Consider the following 16,439-nt stretch of genomic DNA (forward strand, 5'->3'; position numbering starts at 1 on the left):
GACGCGGGCCGGGTCACCGTTGAAAGAAGACGCAAATGTCCACGATACTTATCATCGAGCAGATGCTGAACGGGCTGCAGTCCGGCGTCATGCTCTTTTTGATGGCCGCAGGTCTGACGCTGATCTTCGGTGTCATGGGGCTGATCAATCTGGCCCATGGATCGCTCTATATGGTCGGAGCCTTTGCCGCGGCTGCGGTGGCGGGGCTGACCGGCTCCTTCGTGCTGGCGCTGATGGCCGCGCTTGTCGCCGCCGCCCTCGCAGGGGCCGTGATCGAGATTCTGGTGATCCGCCGACTATACGACAGCGATCACCTGGATCAGGTTCTGGCGACTTTTGCGCTGATCCTGATTTTTTCCGAAGGCACGCGCTGGGTCTTTGGCTCGTTTCCCTTGTTCCTGGATATTCCGGATGCGCTGTCCGGGCCGGTGACCTTGCCCGGTGGCATCGAATACCCGCTTTACCGGCTGGCGCTGATCGTTGCGGGACTGCTGGTCGGGGTGGGACTTTGGGTTCTGATCGAACGCACCCGCCTTGGCATCCAGATCCGCGCGGGCGAGAACGACCGCGAAATGATCGCGGCGCTGGGCGTGGATATCTCAAAACTCTATACGCTGGTCTTTGCCCTTGGTGCGGCGCTTGCCGGGCTGGCGGGCGCGCTTGTCGGCGCGATCCAGTCGGTGCAGGTGGGCATGGGCGAACCGGTGCTGATCCTGGCCTTTGTGGTGATCGTGATCGGCGGGATCGGCTCGATCAAGGGGGCCTTCATCGGGGCCTTGCTGGTGGGCCTCACCGATACGCTGGTGGGGATCTTCCTGCCGGAACTGCTGAAACTCTTCATGGACGCCGCACCTGCCACTTCTGCCGGATCCGCCATCGCCTCCATGTCGATCTATATCCTGATGAGCCTGGTTCTGATCTGGCGGCCATCTGGTCTGTTCGGAGCACGCGCATGAGCCGGGAAACACTGTTCAACGCGGCCCTGCTGCTGGGCCTTCTTCTGGTGCCGATCTGGGCATTGCTGACGGACGAGCCCTTTACCATCACCCTCGCCACCCGCGCGGTGATCCTTGCCCTTGCGGCAGCGGGGCTGAATATTGCGCTGGGCATCGGCGGGCTTGTCAGCCTTGGTCATGCGGTCTTTTTCGGGATCGGTGGCTATGCCATGGGCATCCTCGCCCACCACGCCCAGGGCTTTACCCCGCTGATGGAATGGCCCTTTGTGATTGAGGGCACCAAATCCATGCCGGTGATCTGGCTGCTTGCCATTGTCGTCTCTGCCCTTGCGGCGCTGGTGATCGGCCTGCTGTCGCTGCGCACCACCGGGGCCTATTTCATCATGATCACGCTCGCCTTTGGTCAGATGTTTTACTATTTCGCCATCTCGTGGAGCGCCTACGGCGGCGAGGACGGCATGTCGATCTACGTCCGCAATGACTTTCCGGGCCTCAACACGCTCGCTCCGATCCAGTTCTACGGCCTGTGTCTGGCGCTGCTGGTCGTGGTGCTTGTTTTCTCTGCGCGTCTGCGGCGCGCGCCCTTCGGTCTGTCGCTCAACGCGGCGCGCCAAGTGCCCGCGCGGCTGGAGGCGGTGGGCCTTGATCCGATGCGGCTGAAGCTGGTGGCGTTTGTGATCTCCGGGGCAATAACCGGCCTTGCCGGTGCGCTCTTTGCGGATCTCAACCGCTTTGTCAGTCCGACCATGTTCAGCTGGCAGTTCTCGGGCGAGATCATGGTCCTGGTGATCCTCGGCGGGGTTGGGCGGCTGTTCGGTCCGGTGGCCGGGGCGGTGACATTTGTCGCGCTGGAACATGTCCTCGGCGGGCTGACCGAGTTCTGGCACATCTACCTCGGGTTGATCCTGCTGGGTGTGGTGCTGTTTGCACGCGGCGGTATCACGGGGTTGATCGCAGGACGGGAGGCAAGCCATGACTGATACGGTTTTGCGCACCATTGGCATCTGCAAATCCTTCGGGGCTCTGCAGGCCAGCAAGGACATCTCGATTGATCTCAGACCCGGTGAAATTCACGCCATCATCGGTCCCAACGGGGCGGGCAAGTCGACGCTGATCGCCCAGATCTGTGGTGCCCTGAAACCCGATGCGGGCCGGGTCGAGCTGTTGGGGAAGGATATCACCGCCCTCAGCACCGACCAGCGCGCGCGCGCCGGGCTTGGCCGGACCTTCCAGATTTCGGCTCTGGCGATGGAGGATACCGTTCTGGAAAACGCCGTTCTCGGCGCACTTGGCGCGAGGGGACGGCCCTGGCGGTTCTGGGCGTCGGCCCTGGGAGACAAAGACCTGAGGCACCGGGCCGAGGCGGCATTGGAACGGGTCGGGCTGGCAGAGGCGCGCGCCAAACGCTGTGCCGACCTCAGCCACGGCCAGCGGCGCCAGCTGGAGGTCGCGGTGGCCTTGACCCTGGAACCCAAGGCCTTTGTGATGGATGAACCCATGGCCGGACTGGGGGCGGCCGGGTCGAAGGATCTGACCGGTTTTCTGGACCAGCTGCGTCAGCAGGCGCCGATCCTGCTGGTCGAACACGATATGGACGCGGTTTTTGCCCTGGCCGATCGGATCAGCGTGCTGGTTTACGGCGAGGTCATCGCCACCGGCAGCGTCGATCAGATCCGCACCGACCCCCGCGTCCGCGACGCCTATCTGGGAGAAAGCGCATGAGCTTGCTGACGGTCAAAGGGCTCACCGCCTCTTATGGTGTCAGCCAGGCCCTGTTCGGGGTCGATCTGGACATTGCCGCGGGTGAAGTCGTGGCCCTGATGGGGCGCAACGGCATGGGCAAATCCACCACGGTCAAGGCGATCTGCCGGATGATCTCGGCACAGGGCGAACTGCGCTTTGACGGCCAAGACCTGCATGCGCTGCCCAGTCACAAGGCGGCGCGTCTCGGCCTCGGGCTGGTGCCCGAAGGGCGGCGGTGTTTTCGCGACCTGACGGTGGCGGAAAACCTGCTTGCCACCAGCCGTCCCGGCGCTTGGGACATGACAAAGGTCACAACCCTTTTCCCGCGTCTGGGCGAACGGCACAGCCAGCTCGCCGCGTCCTTGTCGGGGGGCGAACAGCAGATGCTCGCCATTGGTCGGGCCCTGATGACCAACCCGCGTCTGCTGATCCTGGACGAGGCGACAGAAGGGCTCGCGCCGATTATCCGGCAAGAGATCTGGGCAGCCATCACCCGTCTGAAAGCGGACACCGACATGGCCATTCTGGTGATTGACAAGACGCTGGCGGAACTGGCGCAGGTCAGTGACCGCGCAGTGGTGCTGGAACGTGGGCGAACCGTCTGGAGCGGCGCCATGGCGGCGCTGACGCCGGATGTGACCGAACGCTACGTGGGGGTCTGAGCCATGTTCGAGATGCCCCAGAAGGTGCTGTTCAAACATTGCGATCCGGCGGGGATTGTCTTTTACCCCCGCTACTTCGAGATGATGAACGACTGTGTCGAGGCCTGGTTCGCCGACCGGCTGGAATGGCCCTTTGAGGAAATCCACTACAGCGGCGGCGTGCCGACCGCGAATATCGCCACCCGCTTTGCCGCGCCCAGCTTTCACGGTGACCAGCTGACGCTTGGCCTGCGGGTTTTGAAACTGGGGACAACGTCGTTGACCTATGAGATGACGGCGACCTGCGACGGCGGCCTGCGGTTTCGGACCGAGGCGACGCTTGTCTATGTGAACACCGATGGGCGGCCAACACCCTGGCCGGCCCCTGCAAAGACCAAGATTGAATTCGAAATGAAAGGGCAGCTATGACCCATAAGACCATTCACCCCGAAGGCTGGGCCCCGGCCAAGGGCTATGCCAATGGCATGCTGACTCAGGACGGTGTGTTGCATATCGGCGGCCAGATCGGCTGGGACGAGACCAAGACCTTTGTGTCGGATGATTTCATCGGCCAGATGCGTCAGGCGCTCCGCAATATCGTCGCCATCGTCGAGGCGGCCGGGGGCAAGCCTTCGGACGTGACGCGACTGACCTGGTTCGTGATCGACAAACAGGACTACCTGGCGCATCAGGCCGAGGTCGGGGCCGCCTACCGCGAAGTCTTTGGCAAGCATTTCCCGGCAATGTCGATGCTGATCGTGGCCGGTCTGGTCGAAGACCGCGCCCTGCTGGAGATTGAGGCAACCGCGCATATCACCTGAGGCGCGCAGGTCGCGCAGCCTGGCGCGGGCCGGTCGTCTGATGGCAAAAAGGGCCCCTTCGCGGGGCCCTTTTCCGTTCGACATAGGGGCAGATGCTAAAGGGGCTCAGGTGGTCAGCACCGCGTTGCCGGTCAGGCTGCCGGCCTCCACTGTTTCATGGGCGACGACAATGTCTTCCAAGGCAAAATGCCGGTCGATGCGCGGCGTCAACTGCCCGGCGGCGAGCAGGGCGTTGATGTCCGCAATCGCCTCCGCCTTGGCTGCGTCGCTCATGGAGTAGACAAAAACGGGCTGCACATGGATGTTGCGGAAAGCCAATGGATAGAAGGGCAGCGCCGGGGTCAGGTTCGAGGCCGACGCATAGGCCCCGACGGCACCGTTCAGTGTCAGGATCTGCGGATAGAGCTCCATATGGGCTGCAATATCGACATCAACGACATGGTCGATCCCGCCCATGCCCACCAGGGCCAGCAATTGCTCTCCCAGCGGCGCGGACTTGTAGTTCAGCACATCGTCAGCCCCGGCATCACGGGCGATCTCTGCCTTGGCATCGCTGCTGACGGTTGCGACGACGCGCGCGCCCTTGGCCTTGGCGATCTGGATCGCGCTATGGCCGACCGCGCCGGCGCCGCCGGTGACAAGCACCGTTTTTCCGGTGACCGGACCGGCAAACATCAGGGCGCGATGGGCCGTCATCGCAGGCACGCCGAGGCAGGCGCCCGCTTCGAAACTGGCCGGCTCGGGCAGTTCGATGGCCAGATGGGCCGGGATGATCGCATATTGCGCAGCAGTCCCAAGCGGTCCCTGGCCGAGGCCATCGTTGGACCGGTTCACGTTATATAGCCAGACCCGCTGGCCGACGCGCGCCGGGCCGACGCCCTCGCCGACGGCCTCGATCACGCCGGCGCCGTCGTTGTGCACCAGCACCTCTTCGGCGATCATCGGTCCCTGCGCACCAGAGCGCAGCTTGACGTCCGACGGGTTTATTCCAATGGCACGGATTGCGACCAGCACCTCGCCCGGCCCCGGTGTGGGCGTCGCCACCTCCTTCAGGATCAGCGTTTCGCGCGCCGCCCCGCGCGCTGTGTTCAATACCGCTTTCATGCTCGCTCCTACTCATTCCATTCGGTGTTTTCCGATCCGCGCATGAGCCCCCAAATCCGGCCAAAACGCAAGCAGATGACCCCCAGCCCCGAGACATCCGGCAGGAAGAGGCGTCTTGTTAACTATAAGACAAGATCGCCGGGCCGAGTTAGGTTTTACGCAATCAAGCTTCCCTACTGTTTTCCAGATGTGGGTAATGTTTTTGGTCCGGGAGGCCCATTCATGCGGCTAGGACACACGCTGGCGCTCTTTGCATTGATTCTTGTGGTTTCGACCGGGATCTCCTTTTTGGGGTATCGCTACCTCACGCATGCAGGTGAATATCGCAGCCGGAACATGGTGCACCTCAGCACCACCCACCAATTGCTCGAAACATTGAGCCAGAACCCGGTCATCCGCCCGGCCGCGGCGCAAGACCTCAAGGGCTTGCTGCAAATCGCGGATGAGCAGGCGCATTGGTGCCTCGAAAACCTGTCGGGAATGGAGCGTAAGGCCTTTCTGATGCTGGGGGCCGCGCCGGCCTTGGAAATCTGTGCACAGGCGATTGATGAAACCCATCTGTCGTTGCAGATTCTGGAGCCGATGCTGGACGAAAGCACCCTTCACATGGTCGGTGAGGGCAGCCCATTTTCCCGCAACCTGCAACTCCGGGCCTCGGTGAGCCGTCTACAGAACCTCAGCCTGGACTTCCGCCCGCTCCTCGATGGGATTGAGGATCGTCTGGTCTGGGTCGTGCGAAGCGGCACCGCGATTGCAAGTTGTGGCCTGGCTCTGGTGTTTCTGTTCCTGTCCCGACAACTGATCCGCTCCTGGCGGATGCTGAACAAGAAAACGTTGCAGATCAACAGAATGTCACAACGGTTCGGGGCCGCTATGGGGGCGGCGACGGATGGGTTTGCGATCTTCGACGAGCAGAACCGCCTGGTGACGTCCAACGAACGCTACCGCGCGCTCAGCCATACCGACCCGGACGCGGTGAAACCCGGCATGTCGCTTGGTGAAATCCTGATCAGTGCGGTTGCCGCAGGGCATTATGCGTTAGAGGAAGGCCAGACACCGGACGACTACGTCGAGGCCTATCGCCTGCGGGTCGAAAAAAGCGATTTCCGCCTCGAAACGCAGATCGAACTCTCCGATGATCGCCATATCATCTCACGGGTCAACCAAACCGATTACGGCGACAAGGTTGTCACCCGTTCCGACATCACATCCCTGGTGCGCGGCGAGCGCGAGCAGCGCCAGACCGCGGAGGCGCTGAAAGAGGCGAAGGACCGCGTCGAATTGCAGTCCCTGCGAGACCCGCTGACCAAATTGCCAAACCGGCGGCATCTGGACCGGGAACTGACCCGGCGTCTCAATTCGGAAACCGTAACCCTGGTGCGCATCGACCTGGACCGGTTCAAGAAGATCAATGACATTCTGGGCCACGAGGCGGGCGATTTTGTCCTTTGCCATGTCGCCGATGTGCTGCGGCAACATACCAAGGACGGCGATTTGCCTGCACGGGTCGGGGGGGATGAATTTGTTGTCCTTTGCCAGACCGGCACCAGCCTCCAGGACGGCGAGGCGCTTGCCAACCGGGTTCTGAAGGCGGTGCTCGAACCGATTGCCTGGGGCAACAAACGCTGCAACTTCGGGGCCAGCTTTGGCGTCGCCAGCGGTGAGCCGGGGACGATTGACAGCAGTGAATTGCTGAGCAATGCAGATGCGGCGCTGTACCGGGCCAAGGCCTCTGGTCGCGCCACGGTCGAGGTTTTCACCTCGGAGATGCGGCAAGAGGCGCTGGCCGAACGGGCGCTGGCCGATCGGTTGCAGCATGCGATCGAGGTCGGCGAGATCGTGCCCTATTACCACACCCAACACGACGCCCGCAGCTGGGAGCTTGCCGGGGTGGAGGTGCTGGCGCGTTGGGAACATCCCGAATTGGGTGTCTTGCCGCCGTTCAAGTTTCTGGGGCTCGCCAAACAGCTCGGGCTAGAGGCGGAGCTGGACGGACGTATCTTTGAAACCGCCGTTCAACAGATGAAAGACCTGACCGAACGCTCGATTTTTGTTCCCCGGGTCGCCTTTAACGTCAGCGCGCCGCGGATCATGGAACCGGGGTTCCTTGAAACGGTGCAGGCGCGCATCCCGGAAAACCGCGAGCGCTTTGCCTTTGAAATCCTCGAATCGATTTCCTGCGAGGAAGAGGGCGATGCGCTGATTTTCTGCATTGATGCGCTCAAGGACATGGGGTTCTTGATTGATGTCGATGATTTCGGCTCGGGCCATGCCTCGATCAACGGTGTTCTCAACATCGCCCCCGATGCCATCAAGATCGACCGCAACATCATCTTCCCCCTTGGCGAAAGCGAACGGGCGGAGCGTATGGTCGCCTCGGTCGTCGATCTGGCCCAGACCCTGGAGGTGAAGATCATTGCGGAGGGGGTCGATTCTTTCGACAAGGCCAAACTCTTGCGCAAGATCGGTTGCGACATCTTGCAGGGGTTCTATTTCTCCAAACCGCAGAGCTATGCCAACCTGAAACTGAACCTCCTCGGTGTCGATCAGGATCGCAGCGCGATCTGATACCAGCTTTGCGCGCAGCTGTCCCAGCGGCGGGCCCAGGGAAAATCACAGGATAAATCCCACGTCTCAGCCCATGCGGACGTTTCGGCACAGGCGCCGAAACGTCCGGAAATGGTGAAAAACAGGGCGTGCGATCAGGCCCCCGGGGAGAAGCGGAGCGACAGGCAGGACATGCCGCCATCCAGTTTCGCCGCCTCGGAATTGCCGATCTCGCGCACGGCGTAACCTGCCTGGACCAGACGGTCGCGGGTCTGTGGGAAGCCGGCCGGCATCAGCACAAGGTCATTGAACCGGATGGTATTGGCAGCGGCCTCTTCGCCCGGTGCGGTATGGATCACCGCGTAGCCGTCAAAACATCCCGACGCCGCCAGGCGCTCGGTTGCCAACACGGTTTGCCCGTCCAGAAGCGAACAGTCCGTTTTGAAATGCAGCACGCCTTCCGGTGTGATCACCTCACGCAGCTGATAGCCCCAGTCGGCCACCAGGGATTGCAGTTCGGCAATACCGGCCGCGTTTGTGCGCGCCGAGCGACCGACGAGGATTTCGCGTTCTGTGGTCAGGATGTCACCGCCTTCGATATAGGCGTCGGCACCGGAAATCTCGCGGACCTCGCGATAGAGCTGGCGCAGATGCGGCGCCATCTCTGCCGCCTCTCCCAGCCGGCTGGGCGCGCCGGGACGCATGATGATCGCGCCTTCTGGCAGACACAGGGCGGTATCCTCGACAAACACCGCATCCGGGTAGGCTTCGAGCGGGTCCAGCAGCACAACCTCTGCGCCGGTCTCCCGCAGGGCCGCCACATAGTCGGCATGATGGCGTTCAAACAGGGACAGGTCCGGTGTGCCGACGTCGACGGCGCGCAGGCCATCGGTGATGCTGGCGCTGGGGCGCCGCGAAATCGCATGGGTGAAACGGAAGGATCGGTCCGTCATGAGCTTTGGTCCTTAACTGATAGGGGCGTTTGAGAGGGATCACGCCGCACGGCGTGGCAGGCGGCGTTCCATCAGGCGGAAGGCGATCACCAGCAGGAAGGTGAGGCAAAGATAAATGAGCGCAACGAACAGGAGCGGTTCGTAAATGCGATAGGTTTCCTGGCGCACGATGCTGCCGACGCTATAGACCTCAAACACCGTGATGGTCGCCGCCAGCGGCGTGGCCTTGAGCGTCAGGATGAATTCCCCGGCGAGGGTTGGAAACACATTCTGCAGCGCCCGGGGCAACCAGACCCGCCGCAGCACCTTGAACGGGGACATACCCATGGCCCGCGCGGCTTCCAGCTCGCCCCGTGGCACGCCGCGAAACGCGCCGCGCATGATTTCACCCTCGTAGCCGGCCACGCTGAGCGAAAAGGCAAAGACCGCATAAGGGAACGCCTCGCGCAGGAGCGGCCAGATCATGGTCTCGCGAATGCCGGGGATAAACGGAAACAGCGAACCAAGCCCGTAGTACACCAGCCACAGCTGGATCAGCAACGGTGTGCCCCGGATCACGGTGCAAAAAGCCCGCGCCGCCCAGGCCAGCGGCCAGGGCCCGGTGACCTGCACCAGCCCGATCGGGATCGCCAGCATCATGCCAAAGAAGATCGACAAGCCCAGCAACTGCAAGGTGATCCAGAGACCCTCCAGAAACTTCGGGGCATAATCCGCGAGCCAATACCATTCCATTGTTCGCCCGCCTTATGTCTGCTGCGGCTGGCCGCGCCGCATGCGGCGCTCCAGCAGGCTGAAGCCAAGGGTGGAGACAAGCGTCAGCACCAGATAGAGCGCCCCGGCAGCCATGTAGAACATGAAATACTCCCGTGTCGCGCCTGCGGCCTGTTTCGTTTCCAAGGCCAGCTCGCTAAAGCCCACAACCGCCAGCAGGGCGGTATCCTTGGTGGTGATCAGCCAGAGGTTGGACAGGCCCGGCAGCGCATAGGGTAACATGATCGGCAGGGTGATCCGGGCCAGAACCTTGCGCCGCGGCAACCCCATGGCCCGCGCTGCTTCGATCTGCCCGGTTGGCACCGCCTGAAAGGCGCCGCGAAAAACTTCGGTCGAATAGGCGCCCTGCACCAGTCCGATCACGTAAATGCCCGCCCATAGTCCGCTGATATCGGTGCGCTCCAGGCCGATGGCCTCGCGCACCACATTCAAAAGATCGGTGCCGGCATAGTAGAGCAGCAAGATCAGCACCAGTTCCGGCACCGCGCGGATGACGGTGGTGTAGATCTCCAGCCCCCAGCGCAGGGCCGGGCCGCCGTGCAATTTGCCCAAGGCCCCGAACAGCCCGATACACAGCCCCAGCGCATAGGCTCCGGCGGCGATCTGGATCGTTCGCAACAGGCCCATCAGCAGGTTGCCCCCCCAGCCGGGTGGGCTCAGGGCGAGAAGGTCAAAGGCACTGTCCATAGGGCGTCGGGTCTTTCGTCAGGAAATATACCGGACCGCCCACAAGGGGCGGCCCGGCCAGTTCAGCGGGGATCAGCCGCCGTAGATGTCGAAGTCGAAATACTTTTCCGAGATCGCGTCATAAGTTCCGTCATCACGGATTTTCTGAATTGCGGCGTTCATCTTTTCGCGCAGCTCGGTGTCTTCCTTGCGGATCCCGCCACCGACGCCGGGGCCAAAGATCGCGACATCGGTCAGCTCGGCCTTGATTTCGAAATCCTGACCGGCATCGCTGCCGAGGAAATCCTGAAACGCCAGACTGTCACCAACAACCGCATCGACCCGGCCCGCAACCAGATCCTGGTTGTGCTCGTCAAAGGTGTTGTAGGATTTGACCTCCGCCGTCTCGGCGAAATGCGCATCGACATAGTTGGCATGGGTGGTGGAGACCTGAACGCCCACGTATTTGCCATCCAGGCTGGCCGGGTCGCCGCTCAGATCCATGGATTTCGGGGCGACGAGAACGGCCGGGGTGTTGTAATATTTGTCGGAGAAGCTGATGGTCTTCATCCGCTCTTCGGTGATCGACATCGACGCCATGATGATGTCCATCTTCTTCGACAGCAACGCGGGGATGATGCCGTCCCAGGCGATCGGCACGATTTCGCATTCTTCTTCCATCGCGGTGCAGATGGCGCCGATCATCTCGACTTCCCAGCCCTGCCAGCTGCCGTCGGCTGCTTTTTCGGCAAAGGGCGGATAGGGTTCGGCGGCGATGCCGACCTTGACATCCGCGGTTGCCAGGCCAGAGGTCAGCAGCAGGGCGGCCGTTGCAGTGGCGGCGAATTTTGTAAGCGTTTTCATTTGTGTAGTCTCCCTAGGGTCGTGGTTTCTTGGTTTGTTTTTGATGCGTGTCGTCGACAGCGCGCTAGTGAACGGAGGCCACAAAGGCGCGACACCGGTCGCTGATCGGCGCGCCAAAGACCTGCTCTGGCGGGCCTTCTTCCTCGATCTGACCTTGATGCAGGTAGAGCACCCGGCTGGAGACATCCCGCGCAAAGCGCATTTCGTGGGTCACCAGCAGCATGGTTCGTCCCTCGTCGGCCAGCGCCCGGATCACCTTCAGCACTTCGCCCACCAGTTCGGGGTCCAGCGCCGAGGTGGGCTCGTCGAACAGCATGACCCGTGGCTCCATGGCCAATGCGCGGGCAATTGCCACCCGTTGCTGTTGGCCGCCCGATAGAAATGCCGGGTAGGCGTCGCGCTTGTCCCAGAGCCCGACACGGGCCAGATGCGCCTCGGCGCGTTCCGTTGCGTCAGCGCGGCTAAGGCCAAGGATCTGCTGAGGCCCTTCGACCACATTCTGCAGCACGGTCATATGTTGCCACAGGTTGAAGGATTGGAACACCATGCCCAGACGGGCGCGAAACCCTTCCAGCTGGCGCCGGTCCCGCGCCACCAGGCCATCGCGGCCCGGCTTCAGGCGCAGCTCTTCGCCGCCGAGAAAGATCTGACCACTGGTCGGCGTCTCTAACATATTGATACAGCGCAAAAATGTGCTCTTGCCAGAGCCGCTCGACCCGATCAGGGACACCACATCGCCATCCTGCGCTGTCACGCCAACCCCCCGCAGCACATGGGCGCTGCCAAAGTGTTTGTGCAGGGCGCGCACCTCGATCGCGGGCGTTTGGGGTGCGGGGTCGTCTGGCATGATCTGGGTCCGTGCGTTGGGGCGAGTGGCGACAGCCTAGGGGGTTTGCGGGCCGAAGGTCAACTCTATTGCACGGATGTGCAACCCTATTGCCACAAACTTGCGCGTCGGCTGGGCAGGCGCCGCCCCTGCAGCGAAACGGGCGCGGTGGGGGCGGCAGGCCGCCATTTTCCATGTTTCAGAGGGCACGATGGGCCGGTGTGAGGGCGGTCGGGGCAGCCGACGGGATCAACCGCTTCAGGACAGCGCGCGGCACCAGGCCTGCTGCAATGCGGTCGTGGCCTGACGGGGCAGGATGAGGGCGAGATCGCCGTCGTCCTGTCGCGCGACCACCAGACTCAGGTCGCGCGAAAGGTCCAGACATAGCAGCGTTGGCGCCGTCTGCCCCAGCGCTGCCGCGCCCGTTGGGCGGGGTCCCGGGGCCGCGACCTCCGCCAGTGCCGCCTCAAGCGCCGGTACAAAGGCGGAGGTCGGGTCGCTGTGGTGCGCGCTGGTGTTGCCGCGCGCGACAAAGCACATGGCGCGGGCCTGAGGCTCGACATGGCGCAGCGCGTCTTGCGGTGTTGCTGCCGTCAGGGTTGCGAGCGCCTGCTGCAATTGCGACGCCAGACAGCGTGTGGCGCTGGAGCGGACCGGGGCCGGCCGTCGGCACAGGCGGATTTCAGTCTCCGGCGCCAGATCCCGCTCCAACGCCAAAAGCGCCTGGGCGAAATCCAAGGCGCATTCGGGTCTCGGCTGCACCGCTGTGCCCGCACGGTCGATATGGACCAAGGCCCGCTGGACCACGTGGAATTCCGCCACCACCCGCCCATCGCTGAGCAGCGACAGGATGCGGGGCAGCATGATCTCGTCAATTTCCTGCGCCAGCTGCGCCGATAGCGTGCCCTGTGGTGCCACAAGATCCCCAGCCGCCAGCTGTCGGAGCCGCCGGGTCAGGCCCGTCTCCCTGGCTGATGCTGACCTGTCGCGGGCGGGCTCGCTCATGCGGTTCCGGCTCCCGCACCCAGTTGCATCCCCAGCAGCAGCCGCTCTGCCTCTGGCAGCAAGGCCTCTGCACCGTCGGGAGTCTGGCAGAGCAAAATCAGCGCATCCTGTGGGGCGGTCGGAACCCGCAGGAACAGGCGCACCCCGCGATCGTCGATCAACCGGATGCCTTCGGGCGTCTCCTGGGCGTCATGGCTGTCATGCGGGGGCAGCAGTTCAGGCGGCAGCGCGCGTTTCACCCTCTGGCTCAGGCCAAAGGCCTGATGCGCTTCTTCGCTGAGCCGGTCCAATACCTCTTGCCGGATGGTCGGGTGGGCAGCATGGCGCAGCACCAGCCGGGCGTCGAGGTCGCAATAGGCGACAAGGCGGCAGTCCGGCCTGCGCGCCCGCAGCGCCGTCAGATCCCCGATCAGCCGATCGGCCGTGGCAGCAAAAGGCGCCGTCATTTCGCGTTCCGTTCCAGGCGGGCGCGACGGGGGCGGGGGCTTTTTGCTTGTGGCACCGGCCGCACGCGACGGGGCTGGACGCGGAGCGTCGCGTCGTCGCTCTGCGGGCTTGCCCCGGCGGGGATCTCGCTGCTGGCGCATTCAATCGTGTGCAGACGTTTGCGGACCAGGTTCGGTGCGGGGCTCAGCTCTGCCAGGCCCTGCGGCGCGTCCGCAGGTGCGTCGGGATCGGAGGCGACGGCGCGCGGGCGGCTGCGATCCTCCCAATGCAGCAGCAGATCAATCAGATGTTCGACGAACTGATCCGCGCCGCTGGTTTTCCAGGCGTCCATGTCCTCCCCTGCAGAGAGCGCCAACGGCAGCGCAATCGGGAACACCGCGCCAAAGGCCTCGCCCGCCTCGCGCGTGACCCGGCGCAGCACACGGGCGCCGTCGCGTTCCGAGGTCAGTTTGTCAAAATGGGTGACCAGCAGCACGCCGGGTGCGCGCAGTTCCGGTGCCAGGATCGACCAGAAGGCGGCCTCGCTCTGCCGCCAGGCCTGCGTGGCCGGGGTGCACCAGATCACACTGTCCACCTCCGGCAGCACCGCCTGCCAGACATCGGCCGGCATATTCGGGTCAGAGATCCCCGGCATGTCGATCAGGTCGCACAGCTCCAGCGCTTCGCAGGGCAGAAACAGATTGATCCGGCGCGCCTGCTCCAACGGCACGCTGTCCAATGCATCCAGTGCGATTTCAGCTGTGCTGCCATCCGGGGCGACCACTTCCGCCCGTTCCGCCCCGTAAGAGATCCACACAGGCGGCAATCGGGTGGCGGTGACCCGCACTGGCAACGGCCGGCTGCCCAGCAGAAGATTGGTCAGCGTGCTCTTGCCGGCGCTGAATTCACCCATCAGGGCGATCCGGGGTTTGGGCGTTGTGTCGGTCATGGGTCGCGGTCTCCGGTATCAGTCGATATGCGCACGAAGCGTGTGCAGGGCAGCGGCCTGAGTGGCCTGACGGTCGGTTTCGCCTGGTGAGAGAAGCGAGGTCTGGGGGGGCTGTCCGCCGGTGGTCGCGGCGGCGATTTCAAGCAAGATATCGCGGTGATGGGCCAGCGCCTGTGACAGGCGCGCCAGCGCCGCGCTGCGGATCTGGGCGGATTGGTCAATCTTGAGCGCGGTCATGAAGGGGTCGGTTTCAGCGCTGATCTGGCTGCGGAACTGATCGGCAAAGGCGGCATAGCCGCGGGCGCGGCGCCACCAGTTGCCCCACCAGCTGTCACGCACATCCAGCGCGATGGTCTGGGCCAGCGCCACCGGCGCGGGCAGCGGCGGCGCCTCCGGCACCGAGATCTGGATGCCCGCGACCGCCTCGCCAAAGGCATCGTAGAGGTGGCGCGCCACATCGCCAAGGGCGGCGCTATAGCGGTCTTCGACCTGCGCCTGCAGGCGGCTTCCCATCACCGAACAGGCGCTGCGCAGCAACAGGCGCAGGCCGGTCGGATCATATTGCCAGGGGCTGTCATCGCCCCATTCCTCCAGATGCGCAATCAGCGCATGGGTGGCGCGATCCAGAAAGGTCGCATGCGCGCGGTCTACCCGCTCGCCGAAGTTTTGCAGGATTTCGTCGATTTCGACTGCGCAGGTCTCCAGATGCTCCGCTGCCAGGGCGTCGAACCGCGTCAGACTGTCCTCCAGCGACGAAAAGGCCGCGCCTGTGCCCTGCTGGATGCGAATGCCATCGGCCGCCTGTTGCGCCGTCGCCAGTGTCAGCGCGTCACGGGCCACCCGCCGCAGCAGCGGGCGGGCCTCGGTTTCGGCAACGCGGCGGGCGATGGCGCTGTTGAGGGCCGGCAGGCCTGACAGGCTCCAGACCAGATCGGGCGGGTCGATGTCATGGCCGCCGGGCACCGGGCGCGCCTCTGCCCAGGCAAAGAGCGCCTGCGCCGAGGCCTCCGGCATCGCATCCAGATCGCCCGCCAGAACCGCATTGGCCCAGAGCGCGCTGCCGAACAGGATTTCCGCACCGTCCGGCACGTGATGCGCCTTGAGGGTGGCGCGCAGGCTTGCCTCGATTTCGGGCACCTGATTGGCCGGATCGGGCAGCTCGTCGATGCGATTGACAAACAGCACCACCTGGTCGGCCTGCAGATTGCTGAGCATGCGGATCAGCCCGAGATCGACGGTGGAGAGCGCCTGGCTCGCGGTCAGCACCACCACACAGACGCGGCTGTCGAGCAGCGCCTGCAGGGTGATCTGCTCGCGCATCAGAAAGGTGTCGTTGACCCCCGGCGTGTCGCGCAGGCACAGGTTGCAGGGCAGCACCGGGCTGCCAAGATAAAGATCGGCGGACCGGGTGACATCCGCAAACCGGCCCTGATGGTCCGCGTCCGCTTCGGCGAACTCCGGGTCATCGCCCAGGCAGATATAGCGTTCGATCAGGTTCTTGTCGAAATACCCGTAGTCATGGCTCTGCCCCATCAACAGTTCGAACTTGCGGCCCAGGCGCGCCTTGGCGCGGTCGCGCATGGTTTCCACCTGGGTCCGGATCTTGGCCATCTCGCCCTCGGCGCCGGCCCGGCCCGCCATTTCCCCCATCCGGCCCCCGCGGCTGAGCAGGTGGTCCCATTCCTCTTCGGTCATGAACCGAAACCGCGCGCTGGTGTCGGCCCGGCCACGCCCCGGCGACAGGTGCAGCGAGGTCACGACGGAGGTCCAGGGGTTCACGTCCGACGGCAGCAGATCGGACCAGCCGGCCAGCGCATTGACCAATGTCGTCTTGCCGGATTTGACCTGTCCGAGAAAGGTCACCGCAGGTTCGAACTGCTCCAGATCCGCGGCCAGCCGGGCCAGTCCCTTGCTGGTCTTGTCCGTCGGGTCGCTCTGCAATTGCGCCAGCGCCGCCTGCACCTGGGCGATGTCGCGGGCGACGTCCTGCAGCGGCGCCAGCCCTTCGGCCAGGTTGCCGGGCTGGGCGCTGACGCGCAAATCGGTGGTGCGATCGATATCTGTCTCGATGTACATTTCGGTCTTTCGTCCTGGCGGGGAGGTCTGGTTTGGTGACGGTCGGCGGAGCGGGGCGGGGTGAACAGCGGAATCGCGGCGAGGGCGGGAG

17 protein-coding genes are annotated in these 16,439 nt (G+C 63.8%); 7 read left to right on the forward strand and 10 right to left on the reverse strand.

Features of this window, described 5'->3' with window-relative positions; translation table 11 throughout:
• Nucleotides 1–35 precede the first annotated feature (35 nt).
• The 6 genes from TRIHO_RS05955 to TRIHO_RS05980 are packed head-to-tail and all read left to right on the forward strand — an operon-like array spanning nucleotide 36 to nucleotide 4,161.
• Nucleotides 36–956, forward strand: a complete 921-nt coding sequence (locus tag TRIHO_RS05955) for a branched-chain amino acid ABC transporter permease (protein WP_068241235.1) — start codon at nucleotides 36–38, stop codon at nucleotides 954–956.
• Complete coding sequence (locus TRIHO_RS05960) at nucleotides 953–1,936, forward strand: branched-chain amino acid ABC transporter permease (protein WP_068241236.1); 984 nt, start codon at nucleotides 953–955, stop codon at nucleotides 1,934–1,936. Before TRIHO_RS05955 ends, TRIHO_RS05960 begins: the two co-directional genes overlap by 4 nt.
• Entirely contained in the window at nucleotides 1,929–2,678 is a 750-nt protein-coding gene (locus tag TRIHO_RS05965) for an ABC transporter ATP-binding protein (RefSeq protein WP_068241238.1), read from the forward strand. The genes TRIHO_RS05960 and TRIHO_RS05965 overlap by 8 nt, the downstream gene beginning before the upstream one ends.
• On the forward strand, nucleotides 2,675–3,361 hold the full coding sequence (locus TRIHO_RS05970) for an ABC transporter ATP-binding protein (protein ID WP_068241240.1): 687 nt from the start codon (nucleotides 2,675–2,677) through the stop codon (nucleotides 3,359–3,361). The genes TRIHO_RS05965 and TRIHO_RS05970 overlap by 4 nt, the downstream gene beginning before the upstream one ends.
• A 3-nt stretch (nucleotides 3,362–3,364) precedes the next feature.
• A complete protein-coding gene (locus TRIHO_RS05975) occupies nucleotides 3,365–3,769 on the forward strand; it encodes an acyl-CoA thioesterase (protein WP_068241242.1) in 405 nt (134 codons plus the stop codon).
• Complete coding sequence (locus TRIHO_RS05980; RefSeq protein ID WP_068241243.1) at nucleotides 3,766–4,161, forward strand: RidA family protein; 396 nt, start codon at nucleotides 3,766–3,768, stop codon at nucleotides 4,159–4,161. Before TRIHO_RS05975 ends, TRIHO_RS05980 begins: the two co-directional genes overlap by 4 nt.
• A gap of 105 nt (nucleotides 4,162–4,266) precedes the next feature.
• Here TRIHO_RS05980 and TRIHO_RS05985 read toward each other — a convergent pair whose 3' ends face one another.
• Nucleotides 4,267–5,265, reverse strand: a complete 999-nt coding sequence (locus TRIHO_RS05985) for an NADPH:quinone reductase (RefSeq protein WP_068241245.1) — start codon at nucleotides 5,263–5,265, stop codon at nucleotides 4,267–4,269.
• 222 nt (nucleotides 5,266–5,487) lie between these two features.
• Between TRIHO_RS05985 and TRIHO_RS05990 the strand changes: the two genes are divergently transcribed.
• Nucleotides 5,488–7,833 carry a putative bifunctional diguanylate cyclase/phosphodiesterase gene (locus TRIHO_RS05990; RefSeq protein WP_068241246.1) on the forward strand — a complete coding sequence of 782 codons (2,346 nt, stop codon included), beginning with the start codon at nucleotides 5,488–5,490 and terminating at the stop codon, nucleotides 7,831–7,833.
• 134 nt (nucleotides 7,834–7,967) lie between these two features.
• Here the strand turns inward: TRIHO_RS05990 and TRIHO_RS05995 are convergent, their stop codons facing one another.
• The 9 genes from TRIHO_RS05995 to TRIHO_RS06035 form a co-directional block, all read right to left on the reverse strand.
• Nucleotides 7,968–8,765 (reverse strand): dimethylarginine dimethylaminohydrolase family protein, encoded by a 798-nt coding sequence (locus TRIHO_RS05995; RefSeq protein ID WP_068241248.1) that lies wholly within the window; start codon nucleotides 8,763–8,765, stop codon nucleotides 7,968–7,970.
• Nucleotides 8,766–8,804: 39 nt separating this feature from the next.
• Nucleotides 8,805–9,497 carry an ABC transporter permease gene (locus TRIHO_RS06000; protein WP_068241250.1) on the reverse strand — a complete coding sequence of 231 codons (693 nt, stop codon included), beginning with the start codon at nucleotides 9,495–9,497 and terminating at the stop codon, nucleotides 8,805–8,807.
• A gap of 12 nt (nucleotides 9,498–9,509) precedes the next feature.
• Entirely contained in the window at nucleotides 9,510–10,223 is a 714-nt protein-coding gene (locus TRIHO_RS06005) for an ABC transporter permease (RefSeq protein WP_068241252.1), read from the reverse strand.
• A 72-nt stretch (nucleotides 10,224–10,295) separates the two neighbouring features.
• Nucleotides 10,296–11,066, reverse strand: coding sequence for a transporter substrate-binding domain-containing protein (locus TRIHO_RS06010; protein ID WP_068241254.1), 771 nt, complete (start codon nucleotides 11,064–11,066; stop codon nucleotides 10,296–10,298).
• A 64-nt stretch (nucleotides 11,067–11,130) separates the two neighbouring features.
• Nucleotides 11,131–11,913 (reverse strand): ABC transporter ATP-binding protein, encoded by a 783-nt coding sequence (locus TRIHO_RS06015; RefSeq protein WP_068241255.1) that lies wholly within the window; start codon nucleotides 11,911–11,913, stop codon nucleotides 11,131–11,133.
• Between the two features lie 237 nt (nucleotides 11,914–12,150).
• Nucleotides 12,151–12,897 carry a hypothetical protein gene (locus TRIHO_RS06020; RefSeq protein ID WP_068241257.1) on the reverse strand — a complete coding sequence of 249 codons (747 nt, stop codon included), beginning with the start codon at nucleotides 12,895–12,897 and terminating at the stop codon, nucleotides 12,151–12,153.
• The gene (locus TRIHO_RS06025; protein ID WP_068241259.1) at nucleotides 12,894–13,343 is read right to left on the reverse strand and encodes a hypothetical protein; all 450 of its coding nucleotides are present in this window, start codon (nucleotides 13,341–13,343) and stop codon (nucleotides 12,894–12,896) included. Before TRIHO_RS06025 ends, TRIHO_RS06020 begins: the two co-directional genes overlap by 4 nt.
• Entirely contained in the window at nucleotides 13,340–14,272 is a 933-nt protein-coding gene (locus TRIHO_RS06030) for a dynamin family protein (protein ID WP_068241261.1), read from the reverse strand. Before TRIHO_RS06030 ends, TRIHO_RS06025 begins: the two co-directional genes overlap by 4 nt.
• 18 nt (nucleotides 14,273–14,290) lie before the next feature.
• Entirely contained in the window at nucleotides 14,291–16,348 is a 2,058-nt protein-coding gene (locus TRIHO_RS06035) for a dynamin family protein (protein ID WP_068241262.1), read from the reverse strand.
• Nucleotides 16,349–16,439: the final 91 nt, after the last annotated feature.

The sequence above is a fragment of the Tritonibacter horizontis genome (assembly GCF_001518015.1).
GTDB lineage: Bacteria > Pseudomonadota > Alphaproteobacteria > Rhodobacterales > Rhodobacteraceae > Epibacterium > Epibacterium horizontis.

Coding starts and splice junctions, on each gene's coding strand:
- TRIHO_RS06015 (WP_068241255.1), bottom strand. CDS start 11,913: ATGCCAGACGACCCCGCACCCCAAACGCCCGCGATCGAGGTGCGCGCC.
- TRIHO_RS05975 (WP_068241242.1), top strand. CDS start 3,365: ATGTTCGAGATGCCCCAGAAGGTGCTGTTCAAACATTGCGATCCGGCG.
- TRIHO_RS05965 (WP_068241238.1), top strand. CDS start 1,929: ATGACTGATACGGTTTTGCGCACCATTGGCATCTGCAAATCCTTCGGG.
- TRIHO_RS06035 (WP_068241262.1), bottom strand. CDS start 16,348: ATGTACATCGAGACAGATATCGATCGCACCACCGATTTGCGCGTCAGC.
- TRIHO_RS05980 (WP_068241243.1), top strand. CDS start 3,766: ATGACCCATAAGACCATTCACCCCGAAGGCTGGGCCCCGGCCAAGGGC.
- TRIHO_RS05990 (WP_068241246.1), top strand. CDS start 5,488: ATGCGGCTAGGACACACGCTGGCGCTCTTTGCATTGATTCTTGTGGTT.
- TRIHO_RS05960 (WP_068241236.1), top strand. CDS start 953: ATGAGCCGGGAAACACTGTTCAACGCGGCCCTGCTGCTGGGCCTTCTT.
- TRIHO_RS05955 (WP_068241235.1), top strand. CDS start 36: ATGTCCACGATACTTATCATCGAGCAGATGCTGAACGGGCTGCAGTCC.
- TRIHO_RS05995 (WP_068241248.1), bottom strand. CDS start 8,765: ATGACGGACCGATCCTTCCGTTTCACCCATGCGATTTCGCGGCGCCCC.
- TRIHO_RS05985 (WP_068241245.1), bottom strand. CDS start 5,265: ATGAAAGCGGTATTGAACACAGCGCGCGGGGCGGCGCGCGAAACGCTG.
- TRIHO_RS06020 (WP_068241257.1), bottom strand. CDS start 12,897: ATGAGCGAGCCCGCCCGCGACAGGTCAGCATCAGCCAGGGAGACGGGC.
- TRIHO_RS06005 (WP_068241252.1), bottom strand. CDS start 10,223: ATGGACAGTGCCTTTGACCTTCTCGCCCTGAGCCCACCCGGCTGGGGG.
- TRIHO_RS06030 (WP_068241261.1), bottom strand. CDS start 14,272: ATGACCGACACAACGCCCAAACCCCGGATCGCCCTGATGGGTGAATTC.
- TRIHO_RS05970 (WP_068241240.1), top strand. CDS start 2,675: ATGAGCTTGCTGACGGTCAAAGGGCTCACCGCCTCTTATGGTGTCAGC.
- TRIHO_RS06000 (WP_068241250.1), bottom strand. CDS start 9,497: ATGGAATGGTATTGGCTCGCGGATTATGCCCCGAAGTTTCTGGAGGGT.
- TRIHO_RS06025 (WP_068241259.1), bottom strand. CDS start 13,343: ATGACGGCGCCTTTTGCTGCCACGGCCGATCGGCTGATCGGGGATCTG.
- TRIHO_RS06010 (WP_068241254.1), bottom strand. CDS start 11,066: ATGAAAACGCTTACAAAATTCGCCGCCACTGCAACGGCCGCCCTGCTG.